Here is an 18131-nt window from a genome sequence, read left to right as displayed (position 1 = left end):
GCCCGCCCGCTGTACCGGTGTACGACCGCGTACGACCGTGACTACTCGGTCTTGACCTTGATGGAGCCGTCGATGATGCCTTCCTTGGCCTTGGCCACGGCCTCCGAGAGGCCGGCGATCTTCGCGAACTCCGGGTTGGACTCGGAGAGGCCGACGCCGTTGACCTTCAGGTCGAAGGTCTGGGTGCCGGTCAGCGGCTTGCCGTCCTCGACGGACTTGGCGAGCGCGTAGACGGCGCCGCCGACGTCCTTGAGGGCGGAGGTCAGGATGTACTGCTTGTAGCCGGCGAGCGCGGCCTGCTTGTACTGGTCGGAGTCGACGCCGATCGCCCAGACCTTGGCCTTCGCGGCGGCCTCGATGACGCCCTGCCCCGAGAGACCGGCCGCCTGGTAGATGACGTCCGCGTTCTTCTCGATCTGGCCCTCGGCGGCGGCCTTGCCCTTGTCGGGGCTGGAGAAGCCGCCCTCCTCGGCGGTCTGGGTCAGGTACTGGGAGATGACCTTGACCTTGCCGCCGCTGGTGTCCTGGACACCCTGCTTGTAGCCGGCCTCGAACTTGTGGATCAGCGGGATGTCCACGCCGCCCACGAAGCCCACGGTGTTGGTCTTGGTGGCCTTGGCCGCCGCGACACCGGCCAGGTACGAGGCCTGCTCCTCGGCGAAGACGAGGGAGGCGACGTTCTCGCCCTCGACGACCGAGTCGACGATGCCGAAGGTGGTCTTCGGGTACTTCTTGGCCACGGCCTCCATCGCGGGACCGTAGGCGAAGCCGACGCCGATCACCGGGTTGTAGCCCTGCTTGGCGAGGGACGCCAGGCGCTGCTCCTTGTCGGCGTCCGTCTCGCCCTCGGTGGGCTCGATGTCGGCGGTCTTGTAGCCGAACTCCTTCTGGGCCTTCTGCAGACCGGCGTACGCGGCGTCGTTGAAGGACTGGTCGCCCTTGCCGCCGATGTCGTACGCGATGGCGAGGCCCTTGGTGTCAGCGCTGCCGTCGCTGCTGCTGCTGTCACTGCTGGTACCACCGCACGCCGTGGCGGCGAGCGCGATCGACGCGACCCCCACCGCGACACGGGTCAGTTTGGATATCCGACGCATCGTGAAGTCCCCATTCTCCAAGCCCCGCAGTGGGTGCTGAGTTCGGCGCACATTAACGCGCGTAGACACTCCTGGGAACGGGGTTTCGTCTTGCCGTTATCCATTCGTGCCGATGGCCGGTTACGCCCTTGTGAACCATCGGATCGAAAGGCACGCATGGGGCAACACCGTCAGCCATGGGGCCAGACTCCCCCCGCCACGGGGGCGCCGCAAGCGGAGGGACGGGAGGACCGGGCCGGCTAACCCACGGCGTCCAGAAGCGCCGCCGCCGTGAACAGTTCCACGCCCACCGTGATGGCGGACTCGTCCACGTCGAAGTCGCCCTGGTGCAGGTCCCGGCCGATGCGGTCGCCCGGGTGGCGGGTGCCGAGGCGGGCCATGGCGCCGGTGACGTGCTCCAGGTACCAGGAGAAGTCCTCGCCGCCGAGGCTCTGCTCGGTGCTCTCGACGGAGTCGGCGCCGCGACGGGCGGTCATGGCGCCGCGCAGCAGTTCGGTGGCCTCCGGGTCGTTGACGACCGGCGGGACGCCACGGACGTAGTTGATCTCCGACTTGGCGCGGTGGAGGTTGGCGATCTCGTCGATGGCGGCGACGACGAGGTCGGGCGCCTGCCGCCAGGTGTCGAGGTTCAGACAGCGCACAGTCCCGGAGAGCTCGGCGCGCTGCGGGATGACGTTGGGCGCGTGGCCGGACTCGATCCGGCCCCAGGTCACGGAGAGGCCGCTGCGGGCGTCGGCGCGCCGGGCGACGATCGCGGGCACGTCGGTGACGACGCGGGCGGCGGCGGTGACCAGGTCGGTGGTCAGGTGGGGGCGGGCGGTGTGCCCGCCGGGGCCGTCCAGGGCGATCTCGAGCCGGTCGCAGGCGGATGTGATCGGGCCCTGTCGCAGGCCGATCTTCCCGGCGTCCACCTTGGGGTCGCAGTGCACGGCGAGGATCCGGCCCACGCCTTCGAGCCCGCCGCACTTGATGACGTCCAGGGCGCCGCCGGGGAGGACCTCCTCGGCGGGCTGGAAGAGCAGCCGGACGGGGCGGGGCAGCCGGCCCTGCCGGTGCAGCTCGGCGAGGACCAGGCCCGCGCCCAGCACGACGGTCGTGTGGACGTCGTGGCCACAGGCGTGCGCACGGTCCGGCACGGTGGAGCGGTACGGGCACTCACTCTTCGTGTCCGGGATGGGCAGGCCGTCGATGTCGGCGCGCAGGGCGAGCACCGGCCGCTCGCCGTCCTGCTTCCCGATCTCCCCGATGTCGCAGACGAGACCGGTTCCGGAGTCGAGCACGCGCGGCTGGAGACCGGCCTTCTCCAGGCGGCCCTTGATCGCGGCGGTCGTACGGAACTCCTGGTTGCCGAGCTCCGGGTGCATGTGCAAGTCGCGCCGGAACGCGACGAGTTCCGCACGGAGCGCCTCCGGCAGGGTGCCGGGAAGTGCGGCTTCCCCGGTGTGATCGACCTCGGACTCTTGGGACATCAGTTGGTTCACCCTCTACAGGGTAGGACGCCGGGGCGGCCAACTCCCCCTCGATCAACAAAAGTTCAACCCCTCAGGGGAAGAAAATCCGGCCGCTCGACGCATGGGTGCGGATGGAGATGGGTAGGTAGTTCTTTTCTCTACGCATACCACGTCCCGCGCTCTCCCGGCGGTTCTGTCCACCGGACGGGATCGGACGGCTCGGTCACGCTGTGCACATGCCCCCTCCGGCGGCGGCTCCGGAGAGGTGCCACGCGTCCCGGCCCGGTGACGTTAGGGTGCGGTCCGTGAGCGCCGAGAACCCGGAATTCATACGGGCCACCCGAATCTCGTACGACACGATCGCCGACGCCTATGCCGAGCGGTTCTCGGACTGGCTCGGCGTCCATCCGATGGACAGAGCCCTGCTGGGCGGGTTCGCGGAGCTGGTGGCGGTGCGGGGCGGCGGGCCGGTGGCCGACATCGGGTGCGGGCCGGGGCAGGTGAGCGCCGCGCTGGACGCGTTGGGGCTGCCCGTGTTCGGGGTGGATCTGTCACCGCGGATGGTGGAGCTGGCCCGCCGGGCCCACCCGGGGCTGCGGTTCCATGTGGGGTCGATGACGTCCCTGGGGCTGCCGAACGGGACGCTGGGCGGGATCGTCGCCCTCTACTCGGTCATCCACGTCCCGGACGATCACCTGCCGACGGTGTTCGCCGAGTTCCACCGCGTCCTGGTGCCGGGGGGCCATGTCCTGCTGGCCTTCCAGGCCGGGGACGAGGACGGGGCCGGGCAGCTGCACCTCGGCGAGCGCTTCGGTCACGCGATCGACCTCGACTACCACTGGCACACCCCGGACACGGTCGCCGCACGGCTGACCAAGGCGGGCCTCCAGCCGGTCACCCGGGTGCTGCGGGAACCCCAGGGCGAGGAGAAACGCGCCCGCGCCTTCCTCCTCGCACGCAAGGACGACCAGGGCGTTTCGTGACAGGCCACTAGACCGCGCTGACCGCCGACAGCCGGGTCACGTCCCGCGCCGTCCCCGTCACCCCCGACAGGAACCCCTGCGCCCGAGGTGACGCGCTCTCGGTCAGCCAGGCCGGGTCGATGTCGCACACGGCGACCCGCACCTCCGTGCCGGTCAGAGCCAGCGGCAGGGTGTGCACGACGGTCGAGGGGAAGCTGAGGATCGTGCGGCCGATGGGGCCGCGGCGGGCGATCAGCTCCAGGGGGAGGTCGGGGCGTACGACCTCCAGACCCGTCTCCACCGCCAGCCGGTGGAGCTTCTCCGCGCTCTCCCTCCGGTGGGCGAAGTAGCGGGTGGCGCCGTGGGCCCTGGCGAGGGAGCCGACGGCTTCCAGGTAGCGGTCGCCGTCCACCACTCCCGTCTCGACCAAGGACGTGCCGACCATGTCGGCGCCCTTGGTGATGCGGGGCGGGCCGAAGCGGTCGCGGGTCCAGGCGAAGGTGTTGGCGGTGACCGTCACACCGTCCGGGGTCTCCTCCATCGGCATGGAGGAGAAGATCTCGACGGTGCGCCGCTCGCTCGGGGTGAGGCGCTTGCGGGCCGCCGAGGACACCGGGGCGAAGACCAGGTCGCGGGGGCCGGGGCGGCCGCCCTTGCGGTGCCAGCGCACCAGGCGTTCGCCGCGGGCGAGTTGGGCGACGAACTCCATCGTCGCCGTGCCGTCGTCGACGACGACCAGGTCGCGGGCCTTGGTGATGGTCAGCAGGAGCTGGACGTAGCGGGAGAACGGGTCGCCCAGGACCACCCTGTCCGCCCGGCGCAGCAGGCCCGCGAGGCCGCCGATGGTCTGGAACGGGGCCGACGCGCCGCCCCGCGCCTCCTCCCAGCGGACCTCATGGCCGTCCTCGCGTGCCAGTTCGGCCATCCGGCGCAGCTGGCCGCGGGTCATGGGGTCGATCGGGGACAGGACGACGAGGGTGAGGCCCGGGCCGGCGGCGGGCTCGCGGGCGTGCGCCCACTCCAGCACGTTCAGGAGCTGTACCGGGCTCTCGACGAAGGCGAGAGTGTGGGGGCCGGTGTTCCCGGCGCGGGGGCTCATCGACGTACGACCGTCCCGTCGTAAGGCGCTCATGCGGCGCTCGTGTTCAGCTCGGGTTCAACAGGAACCCGAAGGGCGCCGAGTCCGAGCGCCCCTGTTCGGGAGCGCTCGGACATCGGCGCGCGTTCGGGTTCGGTGCGTTCCGGGTCAGACCTGGACCGGCTCGCCTGCCGCCGCGGCGATCTCCGCCTCGGCGACCACGCCGGCGACCCGGCGCAGCTTCTTCATCGGACCGAGCTCGGAGTCGTAGACCTTCTTGACGCCGTCACCGAGGGAGGCCTCGATGGTGCGGATGTCGCGCACCAGGCGGGTCAGGCCCTGCGGCTCGACCGAAGCGGCCTGGTCGGAGCCCCACATCGCGCGGTCCAGGGTGATGTGGCGCTCGACGAAGACGGCGCCGAGGGCGACCGCGGCCAGCGTGGTCTGCAGGCCCGTCTCGTGGCCGGAGTAGCCGATCGGGACGTTCGGGAACTCCTTCTCCAGGGTGTTGATCGCGCGGAGGTTGAGCTCCTCGGCCTTGGCCGGGTAGGTGGAGGTGGCGTGGCACATGACGATGTTGTCGGAGCCGAGGACCTCGACGGCGTGACGGATCTGCTTGGGCGTCGACATGCCGGTGGAGAGGATGACGGCGCGGCCCGTGGCGCGGAGCGCGCGCAGCAGCTCGTCGTCCGTCAGGGACGCGGAGGCGACCTTGTGGGCGGGGACGTCGAACTTCTCCAGGAAGGCGACGGCCTCAGTGTCCCACGGGGAGGCGAACCAGTCGATGTTCTTGCTCTTGCAGTACTCGTCGATCTGGCGGTACTCGTCCTCGCCGAACTCCACGCGGTGGCGGTAGTCGATGTAGGTCATCCGGCCCCAGGGGGTGTCGCGCTCGATGTCCCACTGGTCGCGCGGGGTGCAGATCTCCGGCGTGCGCTTCTGGAACTTCACGGCGTCACAGCCGGCCTCGGCGGCCACGTCGATGAGCTTGAAGGCGTTCTCCAGCTCACCGTTGTGGTTGATGCCGATCTCGCCGCAGATGTAGACGGGCTTGCCCGGGCCGACCTCACGCGAACCGAACGAGCGCAGACGGGAGTTGGTGCTCATGGCAGAGATGTCCTTACTTGGTGAGGGAGTCGAGAGAGGGGCCGAGGATCCAGCTGGCGATCTCTCGGATGGCGCCGTCGCCACCGGGTGTGGCGGTGACCGCGCGTGCGGCGCCGCGTACGACGTCGTGGGCGCTCGCGACCGCCACGGGCCAGCCCACGAGGGCGAAGCACGGGAGGTCGTTGACGTCGTTGCCGACGTAGAGCACGCGCTCGGGCGCGATGCCCTGCTCCTCGCACCACTGCTTGAGTGCGAGGTCCTTCCGGTCGATGCCGTGCAGCACGGGGAGCTTCAGCTTCCGTGCGCGGGCGGCGACGACCGGGTTCTGCTCCGTGGAGAGGATCAGCATCTTCAGGCCGCTCTTGCGCAGGGCGGCGATGCCGAGGCCGTCTCCGCGGTGCACGGAGACGAACTCCTTTCCATCGGCATCGATCAGCACCCGGTCATCGGTCTGGGTGCCGTCGAAGTCCAGTACGACCGCGTCGATGTCGTCCGTGGTCGGGAGGGCGCCGGGCCGGTCCGCGTCGAACAGCGGCGCCAGCGCGCGGGCGCGGGCCAGGTCGTGGGGATCGTCGATCTCCAGGACCCGGGCGGGGTCGGTGCGCACGAGTTCCGTACGGCCGAAGAAGCGGTGCTTGTGCTCGCGGAAGCCGCGCGCGTCCATCGCGTAGGCGGCGCCGGTCTCCAGGAAGTCCTGGGGGCGGTCCTGGCGGCGCGGGCGGAAGGACTTGTCGTGGTTGACGCCGTGGCCGCCGGTGGTGGCGGCGCGCTCGGTCTGCGCGGCGGCCGCGTCGTCGTCGCCGTGCCGCCACACGAAGCCGTGGAAGGGCGCGACGGTCAGGGAGGTGTCGGCACCGTTGGCGACGATGGCCTTGACGACCGCGTCGATGTCCTCGCGGACGATGAACGGGCTGGTGCACTGCACGAGCAGGACCACGTCCACCGGGGCGCCGTGCAGCGCCTCGTGCGCGTCCATGGCGTGCAGCACGGCCGCCTCGGAGGTGGCGGTGTCGCCGGCGATGGCGGCGGGGCGCAGTACGACCTCGGCGCCGGCCTGGCGGGCGGCGGCCGCGATGCCCTGGTCGTCGGTGGAGACGACGACGTCCGTGACGAGTCTTGAGGCCCGGCACTCGCGCACCGCGCGCGCCACTAGCGGTACGCCTCCGACGGGCATGAGGTTCTTCGCGGGCACGCCCTTGGAGCCGCCGCGGGCGGGGATGACGGCGAGGACTCGGCGGGCCGACGCGCTCGCGTGTGACGGGGAGTCAGACATGGATGGCACTCCTTGCGCAGAGTTCGCAGAGCGATGGAGGGCGGCGGAGCCGCCCGACAGGGGCGCGGGGCTGCCTCGATCAGCGGCTCCGCCGCGGGGCGCGACCGGCCCCGGCGGCGGCGCAGCCGCCCGACGACCCGAAGCGGCACTTCCCGGGGCGCTCACAGCTCCCCCATCCGCCGGATGACGGGCGCCACGCGCTGCACGCCGTGCCGGTAGGCGCCGCGTGCCGCCCGGCGCACTATCTGGCGGACGGGGCCGGGCTCCTTGTCATGGGCGGGGGCGCCGGGCAGCGGACCGCCGTCGACGCCGAGGTGGTGGCGGGCGAGGATGCCGGGCAGATAGCCGGGCGCGGTGGCGGGCGTGTAGTACGGCGTGAGGGCGGGCAGTTGGCCGGGGCGGTCCAGCAGCTCGGCGATGCGCTCGCGGGCCGCGTCGAAGGCGGTGGCGTAGGAGCCGTCGGCGCAGACGCCCTGCCGGGACACCCACTCCTCGTCGGGCGTGGGGCGGTGTCCTTCGTCGAGCTGGTCCCAGGAGGCGAGGCAGCCGGAGCCCACGAAGTGGTGGTTGCCGAGCGTCTCGCGCACGCCGAGGTCGGTGAGGACGACGGTGGGGACACGGCGGTGCAGCGACTCCAGCGCCGCGGTGGAGCTGATGGTGACCAGCAGGTCGGTGCGGTCGAGGACCTCGCCCATATTGCCGTACACCAGGCGGAAGTTGGCCGGCGGTTCGAGCCGCTGGACCAGCTTCTGGTAGGGCAGTTCCTCGATGTGCGTGGTGTGTTCGCCCGGCTTGGAGCGCAGCTTGAGCAGCACCTCGCGCTCGGGGTGCCTGCGGGCGTGCTGGATGAGGCGGTTCAGCAGGTACGTACGGTCCCGGCGGCTGTCCGGCACCGAGGGCTGCGCGGCGAAGACGACCGTGTACGGGTCGTGCTCGCCGGCGTAGGGCTCGCCGCCGAGGAACGGCAGCGCCACCTCGGTCACCGCGGAGGCGTCGGCGCCGACCCCCTCGTACACCGCGCGGAACCGCTCGGCGTCCTGGCGGGAGTTGGCGAGGACGAGGTCCGCGCCGTGCCGCAGCAGCAGGCCGTCGGCGAGCTTCTCGTAGACGACGCCGACATAGCCGGTGACGACGACGGGCCGCTGCGCCTGGCCCTCCCAGACCCGCTTGAGGCCGTGCAGCACGGCCTGCACCCCGCCGCCCACGAGGGCGAGGACCAGGACGTCGTACGACTCCTGCGCGATGGCGCGCAGGAACTCGACCGCGGTCACCTCACGGAGGGAGTCGGCGTGGACACCGACTTCCTGGAGCTGGCGGGGGGTGGGGGTGGCCCGGCCACGCAGGAGATATCCGTCCAAACGGATGTCCGAATTCTCCGGGGCGATACGGTTCGCGGTGAGCGCGCCCCATTTCCACCGGGTATCGGAATCCGCGAGTACGGCAACTCGCCGGGTCTTCGTCGCACTTGCTGGCACGTCGAAGACGCTAGGAAGCGATTCCGAGGTTCTGCCCAACCCGAATGCAACAAACGGTTAACAGCACATCGACGAACGGCGAATCAGTGTCCGAAGCGGCCGGGAAAAAGCCTGGTTCACGGCATCGCCACGCGTCGTTCACCTGACATCAAGCTCCGGGTAAAGACGGGTGACGGACGGCCCCCTAACGTCCTTCGCGTGGTCAAGCTCTCCGTCATCGTGCCGTTCTACAACGTGCAGCAATACGCGCCAGACACCCTGAAGAGCCTGCGTGCGAACACACGCGAGGACTTCGAGTTCATCCTCGTCGACGACTGCTCGACCGACGGGACACCTCAGCTGCTCGCGCGCGCGGAGCGTGAGCTGCCGGGCGCGGTGGTCGTCCGGCACGAGCGGAACGGAGGACTGGCCACCGCGCGGAACACGGGCATCGACAGGGCGCGCGGCGAGTACCTGACGTTCCTGGACGGCGACGACTGGCTCGCCCCCGGCTACTTCCCGCAACTCCTGTCCGCCATCCAGGAGTTGGGCTGTGATTTCGTCCGCACCGACCATGTGCAGTGCACCGGGCGGGCCCGCGGCATCCATCGGGTGCCGCACGGCCGGCGCTGGACGGTGATGAACCCGCGCGAGGCGATCCTGCCCGCCGACCGGTCGACGTCCGTGGACTACGCCTACGCGTGGGCGGGCGTCTACCACCGCCGGCTGGTCGACCGCGGAATCCTGCAGTTCACCCACGGACTGCGCACCGCCGAGGACCGGCCGTGGATCTGGAGACTGCACCGGGAGGCGGAGTCCTTCGCCGCGGTGGGTCTGCTCGGCGTCCACTACCGGCGCGGAGTCGCCTCGTCACTCACCCAGATCGGTGATGTCCGACAGCTCGATTTCATTCGTGCGTTCGACCAGGTAATCGACGAAACCGCGGCTGACCCCGAGGCCGATAAACTGCTTCCGAAAGCCGTGCGCACCTATTGCGCGATCATGGCTCATCATCTCGGACAAATCGAGAGGTTCGAACCCGCCGTGGCTCGAAAACTGCGCTCGATGAGCGCCGCCGCCCTGAAAAGAATGCCGCAGGACGTGCTCGCGGAGGTCATGGACTCGATGGACGCCCAGCGCGCCGCCCGGCTGCGGCGGGTGCGCCGCCGCTCGATCGGGGCCCGGACGGTGGCCGCCTGATGCCCCGCACCACCCAGATCTTCTGCGCCTCGACGCTGTACGGCGCCGCGACCCTGGCCGCCGCCCTGGACGCCGGGCTCTTCGAACCGGCCGACCGCCGGCTGCTGCTGGTCACCAACAACGCGCCCAACCCCGAGATCACCCCGTCCGTCGACACGATGCCGGGCTTCGACCTGCTGCGTGAGCGCTTCGACGAGGTGCTGTCCTGGAACACGACCATCTCCCCGTTCCACCCGAGCGGCTGGTCACCGCGCGCCGACGACATCCCCATGTGGGAGCGGTACGTGCGGCTGCTGTGGAACCTCGGCGACGACGAGGTGCGGCTGGCCGTCGAGTCGGTCCAGGCCAACCCGGCGCTCGCGCTGTGCCAGCTGTTCACCGGCGCTCCCGTCGACGTCTACGCGGACGGCCTCATAAGCTACGGCCCCACGCGCGACAAGATCGACCCGTTGGTCGGCACCCGTATCGGACGGCTGCTGCACCTCGATCTCGTCCCGGGCCTCACCCCGCTGCTGCTCACCGAGTTCGGCGTCCCGACCGAACTGGTGCCGTCCGAGGCGTTCCTGAAGGTGCTCGGCGAACTCGCCGCGGACCAGGACGACCTGGCCGACGGCCTGTCCTCCTCCGGCGCGGACGGCAAACCGGCCCTGCTGCTCGGCCAGTACCTCTGCGCGCTCGGCATCCTCAGCGACGCCGAGGAGGAGGACCTGCACCGGCAGATGGTGCGCGGCGCCGTCGCGCTGGGCCACCGCAGGCTCGTGTTCAAGCCGCACCCCGTCGCACCGGCCCGCTGGTCGCGGCTGCTGGAGGACGAGGCGGCGAAGCTGGGCGCCGAACTCACCCTGCTGGACCGGCCCGTCCTCGCCGAGGTCGCCTTCCAGCGGCTGAAGCCCGCACTCGTCGTCGGCTGCTTCTCCACCGCGCTGCTCACCGCCGCCGGTCTGTACGGCCTCCCGGTCGCACGGGTCGGCACCGACACCGTGCTGGCCCGGCTCGCGCCCTACCAGAACAGCAACCGCGTACCGCTGACCATCGTCGACGCCCTGCTCCCCGACATCGCGGACGGCTCGGCGGTGCGCAGCTGGGCGATGCCGCCGCGCGAACGGGTGGCCGAACTGTCCGCGCTGCTCAAGGCGGTCGGCTTCGCGATGCAGCCGAAGATCTACCCCGGGTTGCGCGGCACGGCCGAGACCTACCTCGCCAAGCACCTCAACCCGCACACCTGGCGCTACTTCAAGCGCAGGCGCCTGACCTCGCTGGCCCTGCCGGGTGCCGTGCCGGCCCAGCTCTCCTTCATCCCGCGCAACGCGACCGTACGCCGACTGGCGCGCCGGGCGCGGGCGCTGCGGGGCGCCGCGGTGAAGCGGTAGCGGTGGGCTGTTCATCCGAGCGACATCTTTGAGCTCCCCCTGCGTCAGCTGTCACTCACCTTTCACCCGTCGGAGGTACATAGGTTCGGTTCGTCCCACGACTCCCATGAGAAGGGCCCCAGGATGAGCGCGGCTGACCAGGCCACGGCACCGCACATACGGCTGCCCCTGTCCGACCGGCCTCCCGTCCGGCCCCGGGCGGCGAGCCGGCTGCGGGCCCTGGACGGTCTGCGGCTGATGGCCGCGCTGATGGTGTGCATGTACCACTTCACCGGCAAGAACGGCGAGGTCGCCACCTCCTGGCACCAGTCCCCCGGCGTCATGTTCCCGACGCTGTCGCAGCTGTCCACCTACGGCAGCCTGGGCGTCCAGTTCTTCTTCGTCATCAGCGGCTTCGTGATCTGCATGAGCAGCTGGGGCCGGACCCTCGGCGACTTCTTCCGCTCCCGGATCTCCCGCCTCTACCCGGCGTACTGGGTGGCCATCGTCATGGTCACCGGCGCCGCGGTGCTCCTGCCGGTCGTCGTCCACCCGCTCCGGCCCGACGAGCTCCTGGTCAACCTGACGATGATGCAGCAGCCGCTGGGTGTACCGCGGGTGCTGGGCGTGTGCTGGACGCTGTGGGTGGAGCTGAAGTTCTATGTGCTCTTCGCGCTGTTCGTGATCTGGAAGGGCGTCACCTACAAACGGGTCGTCACCTTCTGCATCCTGTGGACGCTGGCCGGTGCCTTCGCCCGGGTCGCCGACAACCCGCTGACCGACGAGCTGGTGATGCGCGACCACGCCCCGTTCTTCATCGGCGGCCTCGCGCTGTACCTGATCCACCGGTTCGGCAGCGACCTGCTGCTGTGGGGGATCGTCGGCATGTCCTTCCTGCTGGGCCAGCGCTACTCGGTCACGGCGCTGTGGCACCCGGGCGAGCAGGGCGACTTCCACCGCGATCCGCTGGTCATCCAGGCCATCGTCTTCTGCGCCTTCGCCGCGGTGGCCGTGGTGGCGCTGGGCTGGACGCGCTGGGCCAACTGGCGCTGGCTGACGGTGGCGGGGGCGCTGACGTACCCCTTCTATCTGATCCACGAGCACCTGGGCTGGTTCTTCATCCGGGTGCTGCACCGGGGGCTGGGGCTGGGTTCCTATGCGACGCTGGCGTTGTCCGTGCTGGGACTGTTGGGGCTGGCCTATCTGATGCACCGGTTCGTGGAGAAGCCGTTCGGGCCGAAGCTGAAGCGGGCGTTGCCCACGGTGCCGCTCCGCTAGGAGGGCCGTTGTTCGTCTGCGGGTCCGGTGAGGGCTGGTCGCGGCCACGCGGCGGAGCCGCATATCGATACAGCCCCGCGCCCCTGGGGGTGAGGTGAAGGGTTTCGCCCTCACCCCACCCCCTCCTGGTACTAGCGCGCCGTCTGGCGTAGGCGCCGTACTGCCTTGCGTACCGCCGGGTGCTTGCGCAGCGCCTCCGCCCGGACCGGGCTGCCGCCGGGGAGGCGGAGGCTGGTGAGGCGGCGGCGCTTGAAGTAGCGCTGGTAGCGGTCCAGGTTGCCGGTGAGCCAGGCGGTGACCTCGTCGCGCAGGGCGTGGTGCTTACGGGACTGCATGCAGTAGCCGACGCTGCGCACCAGCGGGGCCAGGCCCTCGGCCATCCCGGCGAGTTCGAGCGGGGAGCCGAGTTCGGCGTGCTCGGCGTCGGGCAGGGCCGCGTCGATGATGGTCAGCGGGATGCGGTTGCTGTTCTCGTACGGCGTGATGCGTTCGAGGAGCAGGTCCGTGCCGACACGGGCGACGGGGATGCCGTAGAAGGCGGCGGCGGTCATCAGCGCGGTGGAGAAACAGCCGATGACCAGCTTGGGCTTCAGGAAGGCGAAGACGGTCTCGGCGAGGACGGGCTCGTTCAGGACCGTGAGCCGCACGTCGAGTTCCTTCGCCACCGCCTCCAGGGACTCGTTGAAGACGGCCGGTGCGCTCGGGTGCGGCTTGAACAGGATGTCCTGGTGTCCGGCGCGCGCGGCGGCGCGCAGGAAGCGGATGTGGAGCTGCTCCTCCTCGTCCTGGGTGATCAGGTCGATGGCCGAGAGGTACTGGCCGAGGAGGACGGCGGTGGGCGGGGCGTCGGCCGGGAGGCGCTCGGCGAGGATGCCGGCGCCGGACTCGCCGATCTGGGCGAGGACGTCGACGATCGCGTCGTTCGGGACGGCCTCGGGCGGCACGCCGTACTCGGCGAGGAGCATCGGCTCCAGGCCCGGCACCAGGTCCAGGTGCAGGACGCGCTTGATGCGGCTGCTCATGCCGTGCGGGATGCGGTTGCGGGTGGGGCCGTAGCTCATCAGGCCGTCCGCGTACACATGGATCGGGCTGTCCGCGAAGATGTCGGCGACCGCGCGGGAGGGGTTGGCCTGGATGGACTCACAGGCGATCTCCACGGGCTCGTCGCCCAGGTTCCAGGCGAGGCGTACGGCCTTCTCCCACAGCAGGGTGTCCTGGCCGCGCGGCGACCAGCCGGCCGGGTGGTGCGGGGAGATGAACTCGTTCCAGGAGCGCACCTCGTCGAACTCGGGGCGCAGCTTCTCGAAGCCGGCCATCCGGTCCAGCGGGGTGCCGACCTCGGGGACGGCGGCGGTGTTGCTGACGACGAGGATGCGGCGGACGCCCTCACGCGGGCCGAACTGGCCGGCCCGGATGGCGGCGGTGACGGTCGCGGCCGCGTACTGCGTGGCCGAGAAGAAGATCTGGATCATGCCGCCACTCCCTTCATGCCGCCCCGTATCCGGCGCAGCATGTACACGCGCTCCTCGCCCATCCCGACGAGGGCCTCTTCCAACTCCTCCTCCGACATCCTGCCCAGCGCCTCGGCCGCCATCTGCTTCAGCCGGGCGGCGATGCTGCGTTCGAACCGGCTCCGGCTGAGCAGCTGGTGGGCGATGACGACGCAGTAGTTGCGCAGCGCCTTCTTGCGGAGCCTGCCCACCTCGGGGTCGTCGGCGAGTTCGGCGAGGACGAGGTCGAAGGAGCGGAAGAAGTCCAGCTGGCGGACGTCACCGATCTGGGTGAGCGAACTGGCCACGCCCCGGCGGTAGAAGACGCCGCGCAGGCTGGCGACGGCGTAGGAGTCGGCCCTGCGGTGCAGGTCCCAGATCCAGGGGCGGTCCTCGGCGGTCTTCAGCCCGTCGTGGAAGCGCAGCATGCCCTTGTCGAGGAGGCGGCGGTGGTAGACGCCGGCCCAGGCGTAGGGGTAGTCGACCATGGTGGTGTCGTCGACGGGGAGGATCGAGGTGCGCGGGTCCAGCGGGGTGTGGCGGCGGCCCTCGGGTGCCCGGTGGACGGTTCGCTCGATGCCGGTGACCTGCACGTGGTCGGTCCGGACGAAGTCGACGTCGAACTTCTCGACGGCGTCGACGAGATCCGCGAGATAGCCCGGCGCCAGCCAGTCGTCGCCGTCGAGGAAGGTGAGGTAGCGGCCCTCCGAGGCGTCGATGCCGGTGTTGCGCGCGGTGGCCAGTCCGCCGTTCCGCTCGTGCCGTATCACCCGGCTGTTCCTCAGTCTCTTCGTCAGCGTCAGCAGCGCTTCGTACGTCTTGTCCTTGGTGGACCTGTCCTCGACGAAGATGAACTCGAAGTCGTCCCGTGCGTTGTTGACCAGGCTGGTCACGGTCTCGGGTACATACGACTCGATGTTGTAGCAGGGGACGATCACGGACAGGGCGGGTTGGTTGGCCACGTGTGCACACCTGGATTCTCAGCGGGAAATCTCCGAGATCCTAGGAACGGACGGGCTGCCTGGACACGACACCTCGCCGACCTCCAGGTGAACTCGGCATGACATCACCATGCCGGGCCCTGTCCGGCCCGGTAGCGCGCCTCGATCCCGGCGATCACCAGGGCCAGCCCTTCCTCGAAGTGCCGGTCGTGGTCGGCGAAGATCTCCGCGCCCGCCCGGGCCGACAAGGGGAAGTCGGCCATCCGGCGGGCGCGTTGCTCGATGTCGTAGCCCTCGCGGCGTTCGCCGGGCAGCGGCTCGACGTCCTGTTCCTCCGTGACGAAACCGAGCGTGCAGAAGTACGTCGCCGAGGTCGCGCGGACCGCCTGGGCGAGGGTGAAGCCGGCGGTCGTGAACAGGCGCAGGTTGTTCATCTTCCCGCCGCGCGGGGAGGGCGACGGTTACCTGGCCGTCTGCCCGCTCGCGGGTACGGAGGACTTCCAGGTCGTGGCCCGGTTCCCGGAGGGCGCCCCGGTGGACGTCTCCCTGGAGGGCGTACGCCTCTTCGACGCGTTCCGGGGGCCGCACTGGACGGTGGTGGCGGTGGGAGTGGAGGGGCCGCAGGTGCCGGACGCGGTTCGGGGGGTCCGGGGGCGGGTGCAGGCGTCGTACGGCTCCGGGCTGTTCCTCGTGCGTCCGGACGGCTGTGTGGGAGGGGCCGGGGACCGGGCGGCCGGGCTCGTCGACCACCTGGGCCGGTTCGGGGTTCGCTAGCCGGCGATTCGCCGAGCAGTCGGTCCCTCAGAACGCGTCCGATGGCACATAGGTCCCCCAGACCTCCCGAAGCGCGTCGCACACCTCCCCCACCGTCGCCCGGGCCCGCAGCGCCTCCTTCATCGGGTACAGCACGTTGCCCTCCCCCTCGGCCGCCTTCTTCAGCGCCGTCAGCGCCGAGTCCACCGCCCCCTGGTCCCGCTCCGCCCGCAGCTTCGCCAGTCGCTCCGCCTGCCGGGCCTCGATGGCCGGGTCCACGCGGAGCGGCTCGTACGGCTCCTCCTCGTGCAGTTGGAAGCGGTTGACGCCGACGACGACCCGTTCACCGGCGTCCGTCTCCTGGGCGATCCGGTAGGCGCTGCGCTCGATCTCGCTCTTCTGGAAGCCGCGCTCGATGGCCGCCACCGCGCCGCCGAGGTCCTCGACCTTCCGCATCAGCTCCAGCGCGGCCGCCTCCACGTCGTCCGTCATCCTCTCGACGACGTACGAGCCCGCGAACGGGTCGACGGTCGCCGTCACGTCCGTCTCGTACGCGAGGACCTGCTGGGTCCGCAGCGCGAGGCGGGCGCTCTTGTCCGTCGGCAGTGCGATGGCCTCGTCGAAGGAGTTGGTGTGCAGGGACTGGGTGCCGCCGAGGACCGCGGCGAGGCCCTGGACGGCGACGCGGACCAGGTTCACCTCGGGTTGCTGGGCCGTCAGCTGGACGCCGGCCGTCTGCGTGTGGAAGCGCAGCATCAGCGACTTGGGGTTCCGCGCGCCGAACTCCTCGCGCATCACCCGGGCCCAGATACGGCGGGCGGCGCGGAACTTGGCGACCTCCTCCAGGATCGTCGTACGGGCGACGAAGAAGAAGGAGAGGCGGGGCGCGAAGTCGTCCACGTCCATGCCGGCCGCGACCGCCGTACGGACGTACTCGATGCCGTCGGCGAGAGTGAAGGCGATCTCCTGCGCGGGGGAGGCGCCCGCCTCGGCCATGTGGTAGCCGGAGATCGAGATGGTGTTCCACTTCGGGATCTCGGCACGGCAGTACTTGAAGATGTCGGCGGTGAGGCGGAGGGAGGGCTTGGGCGGGAAGATGTACGTGCCGCGCGCGATGTACTCCTTCAGCACGTCGTTCTGGATCGTGCCGGTGAGCCGGTCGGCGCCGACTCCCTGTTCCTCCGCGACCAGTTGGTACAGCAGGAGCAGCAGCGCGGCCGGGGCGTTGATCGTCATCGACGTCGACACCTGGTCCAGCGGGATCCCGCCGAACAGCACCCGCATGTCGTCGATCGAGTCGATGGCCACGCCCACCTTGCCGACCTCGCCGTGCGCGATCGGCGCGTCGGAGTCGTGGCCCATCTGGGTGGGCAGGTCGAAGGCGACGGACAGGCCCGTGGTGCCGTGGGCGATCAGGTCGCGGTAGCGGGCGTTGGACTCGGTGGCCGTGCCGAAGCCGGCGTACTGGCGCATCGTCCAGGGGCGGCCGGTGTACATGGACCGGTAGACGCCGCGGGTGAAGGGGTAGGAGCCCGGCTCGCCCAGCTTCTCGGCCGGGTCCCAGCCGTCCAGCGCGTCCGGCCCGTATACCGGCTCGATGGGCAGTCCGGACTCCGACTCACGCGCCATGGTGTTCCTCCGTGTCCCGGTTCGCTTCTGTCTCCCACCATGCCGCCTGGTTCGCAACCGGTCACCCGCGGGGAACATCTCAGGTGACATCAGGGCCGCCGGGGGGGGCGGCCGCGGTGAGACGCCGGGGGTCGGGATGCGTACCAGGGGCATGGGGAGATCTGGCATGGGGAGGTCTACCGCCGTACTCGCCGCGGGCGCCGCGCTCGCGGTCCTGTGCGGCTGCACGGTGCAGGCGTCCGGGGACGACCGGCACTCGCCGGTGCGCATAGAGCTGCCGAGCGGCACACCGTCCGCGAAGTCCGAGGCGCCCGGGAACGATGACGCCGGCACGGACGGCGACGACGGCAGCGACGACAAGCCGGGCTCGACGCCCACCACCGCACCCCCGACTCCCGCCGCCGTGCTGTGGTCGCGGGGCGACGAGGGCCGTGACATACGCGAGCTGCAGGCCCGGCTGCGGCAGATCGCCTGGCTCTTCGACGGGCCGACCGGGACCTACGACGATCTGACCGAACAGGCGGTCCGCGGCTTCCAGGGCAAGCGCGGGCTGCCGAGGACGGGGAAGACCGACGAGGTCACCTGGCAGCGGCTGCTGGGGATGACCCGCGAACCCGGCAAGTGGGATCTGTACCTGATGGGCGGCCAGCCGGCCGACGCGCCGGACGCGCGGTGTCTGACCGGCCGGGTGCTGTGCATCAGCAAGTCCAGCCGGACCCTGCGCTGGATGATCGACGGGCGGACCGTTCTGACGGTGCCGGTGCGGTTCGGGTCGCAGTACACACCGACCCGGGAAGGTGTGTTCAGCGTCTACTGGAAGTCCCGGCACCATGTGTCGACGCTCTATGACTCACCCATGCCGTACGCCATGTTCTTCAGCGGCGGCCAGGCGGTGCACTACTCGTCCGACTTCGCGGCGACCGGTTACGCCGGTGCCTCGCACGGCTGCGTCAACGTACGGGACGAGCGGGCTGTCTCGGAGATGTTCGCCCAGGTGCGGACCGGCGACAAGGTCGTCGTGCACTGGTGAGGCGCGGGGCGCCGAGGGAGGGGTGGGTGTGGGGCGCGGGCG

Annotated in this window: 15 protein-coding genes and 1 pseudogene; 6 read left to right on the top strand and 10 right to left on the bottom strand. The window is 70.5% G+C overall.

What is annotated here, in order from left to right; translation table 11 throughout:
- Nucleotides 1–41: 41 nt before the first annotated feature.
- Together ACFZBP_RS26765 and ACFZBP_RS26760 are read right to left on the bottom strand one after the other, a co-directional pair.
- A complete protein-coding gene (locus ACFZBP_RS26765; protein ID WP_391416705.1) occupies nucleotides 42–1094 on the bottom strand; it encodes a BMP family ABC transporter substrate-binding protein in 1053 nt (350 codons plus the stop codon).
- 239 nt (nucleotides 1095–1333) lie between these two features.
- On the bottom strand, nucleotides 1334–2563 hold the full coding sequence (locus ACFZBP_RS26760; protein WP_383456002.1) for a M20 family metallopeptidase: 1230 nt from the start codon (nucleotides 2561–2563) through the stop codon (nucleotides 1334–1336).
- A 287-nt stretch (nucleotides 2564–2850) separates the two neighbouring features.
- On the opposite strand from ACFZBP_RS26760, the gene ACFZBP_RS26755 reads away from it, so the two are divergent.
- Nucleotides 2851–3528: a methyltransferase domain-containing protein gene (locus ACFZBP_RS26755; protein WP_391416701.1), complete on the top strand. Its 678-nt coding sequence runs from the start codon at nucleotides 2851–2853 to the stop codon at nucleotides 3526–3528.
- A 7-nt stretch (nucleotides 3529–3535) separates the two neighbouring features.
- Here the strand turns inward: ACFZBP_RS26755 and ACFZBP_RS26750 are convergent, their stop codons facing one another.
- The 4 genes from ACFZBP_RS26750 to ACFZBP_RS26735 all read right to left on the bottom strand — a co-directional run bounded on the left by ACFZBP_RS26750 (nucleotide 3536) and on the right by ACFZBP_RS26735 (nucleotide 8440).
- The gene (locus ACFZBP_RS26750; protein WP_383456005.1) at nucleotides 3536–4606 is read right to left on the bottom strand and encodes a hypothetical protein; all 1071 of its coding nucleotides are present in this window, start codon (nucleotides 4604–4606) and stop codon (nucleotides 3536–3538) included.
- A 147-nt stretch (nucleotides 4607–4753) separates the two neighbouring features.
- Nucleotides 4754–5692, bottom strand: coding sequence for an N-acetylneuraminate synthase family protein (locus ACFZBP_RS26745; RefSeq protein WP_383455707.1), 939 nt, complete (start codon nucleotides 5690–5692; stop codon nucleotides 4754–4756).
- A gap of 13 nt (nucleotides 5693–5705) precedes the next feature.
- A complete protein-coding gene (locus tag ACFZBP_RS26740; protein WP_383455710.1) occupies nucleotides 5706–6965 on the bottom strand; it encodes a cytidylyltransferase domain-containing protein in 1260 nt (419 codons plus the stop codon).
- A gap of 161 nt (nucleotides 6966–7126) precedes the next feature.
- On the bottom strand, nucleotides 7127–8440 hold the full coding sequence (locus ACFZBP_RS26735) for a DUF6716 putative glycosyltransferase (RefSeq protein WP_391416698.1): 1314 nt from the start codon (nucleotides 8438–8440) through the stop codon (nucleotides 7127–7129).
- A 198-nt stretch (nucleotides 8441–8638) separates the two neighbouring features.
- Between ACFZBP_RS26735 and ACFZBP_RS26730 the strand changes: the two genes are divergently transcribed.
- The 3 genes from ACFZBP_RS26730 (at nucleotide 8639) to ACFZBP_RS26720 (ending at nucleotide 12246) form a co-directional block, all read left to right on the top strand.
- Nucleotides 8639–9619, top strand: a complete 981-nt coding sequence (locus ACFZBP_RS26730; protein ID WP_391416696.1) for a glycosyltransferase — start codon at nucleotides 8639–8641, stop codon at nucleotides 9617–9619.
- A complete protein-coding gene (locus ACFZBP_RS26725; RefSeq protein WP_391416693.1) occupies nucleotides 9619–10989 on the top strand; it encodes a polysialyltransferase family glycosyltransferase in 1371 nt (456 codons plus the stop codon). Before ACFZBP_RS26730 ends, ACFZBP_RS26725 begins: the two co-directional genes overlap by 1 nt.
- A gap of 123 nt (nucleotides 10990–11112) precedes the next feature.
- Entirely contained in the window at nucleotides 11113–12246 is a 1134-nt protein-coding gene (locus ACFZBP_RS26720) for an acyltransferase family protein (protein WP_391416690.1), read from the top strand.
- A 131-nt stretch (nucleotides 12247–12377) separates the two neighbouring features.
- Here the strand turns inward: ACFZBP_RS26720 and ACFZBP_RS26715 are convergent, their stop codons facing one another.
- The 3 genes and pseudogenes from ACFZBP_RS26715 to ACFZBP_RS26705 all read right to left on the bottom strand — a co-directional run.
- Nucleotides 12378–13718: a polysialyltransferase family glycosyltransferase gene (locus ACFZBP_RS26715; protein WP_391416687.1), complete on the bottom strand. Its 1341-nt coding sequence runs from the start codon at nucleotides 13716–13718 to the stop codon at nucleotides 12378–12380.
- Nucleotides 13715–14698: a glycosyltransferase gene (locus ACFZBP_RS26710; protein ID WP_391416685.1), complete on the bottom strand. Its 984-nt coding sequence runs from the start codon at nucleotides 14696–14698 to the stop codon at nucleotides 13715–13717. Before ACFZBP_RS26710 ends, ACFZBP_RS26715 begins: the two co-directional genes overlap by 4 nt.
- 104 nt (nucleotides 14699–14802) lie before the next feature.
- Nucleotides 14803–15102, bottom strand: a pseudogene (locus ACFZBP_RS26705) (TetR/AcrR family transcriptional regulator C-terminal domain-containing protein); the annotation flags it as partial.
- Between ACFZBP_RS26705 and ACFZBP_RS26700 the strand changes: the two are divergent.
- Nucleotides 15089–15451, top strand: a complete 363-nt coding sequence (locus tag ACFZBP_RS26700) for a hypothetical protein (RefSeq protein WP_391416683.1) — start codon at nucleotides 15089–15091, stop codon at nucleotides 15449–15451. The pseudogene ACFZBP_RS26705 and the gene ACFZBP_RS26700 overlap by 14 nt on opposite strands.
- A 27-nt stretch (nucleotides 15452–15478) precedes the next feature.
- On the opposite strand, the gene ACFZBP_RS26695 is transcribed toward ACFZBP_RS26700, so the two are convergent.
- Entirely contained in the window at nucleotides 15479–17059 is a 1581-nt protein-coding gene (locus tag ACFZBP_RS26695; RefSeq protein ID WP_391416681.1) for a methylmalonyl-CoA mutase family protein, read from the bottom strand.
- Nucleotides 17060–17225: 166 nt separating this feature from the next.
- On the opposite strand from ACFZBP_RS26695, the gene ACFZBP_RS26690 reads away from it, so the two are divergent.
- Entirely contained in the window at nucleotides 17226–18089 is an 864-nt protein-coding gene (locus tag ACFZBP_RS26690; protein WP_391416679.1) for a L,D-transpeptidase family protein, read from the top strand.
- The last annotated feature ends 42 nt before the right edge of the window (nucleotides 18090–18131 follow it).

Source organism: Streptomyces sp. NPDC008086, from assembly GCF_042957325.1.
Lineage (GTDB): Bacteria > Actinomycetota > Actinomycetes > Streptomycetales > Streptomycetaceae > Streptomyces.
The sequence above is the reverse complement of the archived record's forward strand: the minus strand, read 5'-3'. Positions and strand labels throughout refer to the sequence as shown.

Excerpts from the sequence above, each read along its gene's own strand:
- ACFZBP_RS26765 (WP_391416705.1), bottom strand. The coding sequence starts at position 1,094 with ATGCGTCGGATATCCAAACTGACCCGTGTCGCGGTGGGGGTCGCGTCG.
- ACFZBP_RS26760 (WP_383456002.1), bottom strand. The coding sequence starts at position 2,563 with ATGTCCCAAGAGTCCGAGGTCGATCACACCGGGGAAGCCGCACTTCCC.
- ACFZBP_RS26750 (WP_383456005.1), bottom strand. The coding sequence starts at position 4,606 with ATGAGCCCCCGCGCCGGGAACACCGGCCCCCACACTCTCGCCTTCGTC.
- ACFZBP_RS26745 (WP_383455707.1), bottom strand. The coding sequence starts at position 5,692 with ATGAGCACCAACTCCCGTCTGCGCTCGTTCGGTTCGCGTGAGGTCGGC.
- ACFZBP_RS26740 (WP_383455710.1), bottom strand. The coding sequence starts at position 6,965 with ATGTCTGACTCCCCGTCACACGCGAGCGCGTCGGCCCGCCGAGTCCTC.
- ACFZBP_RS26725 (WP_391416693.1), top strand. The coding sequence starts at position 9,619 with ATGCCCCGCACCACCCAGATCTTCTGCGCCTCGACGCTGTACGGCGCC.
- ACFZBP_RS26720 (WP_391416690.1), top strand. The coding sequence starts at position 11,113 with ATGAGCGCGGCTGACCAGGCCACGGCACCGCACATACGGCTGCCCCTG.
- ACFZBP_RS26715 (WP_391416687.1), bottom strand. The coding sequence starts at position 13,718 with ATGATCCAGATCTTCTTCTCGGCCACGCAGTACGCGGCCGCGACCGTC.
- ACFZBP_RS26695 (WP_391416681.1), bottom strand. The coding sequence starts at position 17,059 with ATGGCGCGTGAGTCGGAGTCCGGACTGCCCATCGAGCCGGTATACGGG.
- ACFZBP_RS26690 (WP_391416679.1), top strand. The coding sequence starts at position 17,226 with ATGGGGAGGTCTACCGCCGTACTCGCCGCGGGCGCCGCGCTCGCGGTC.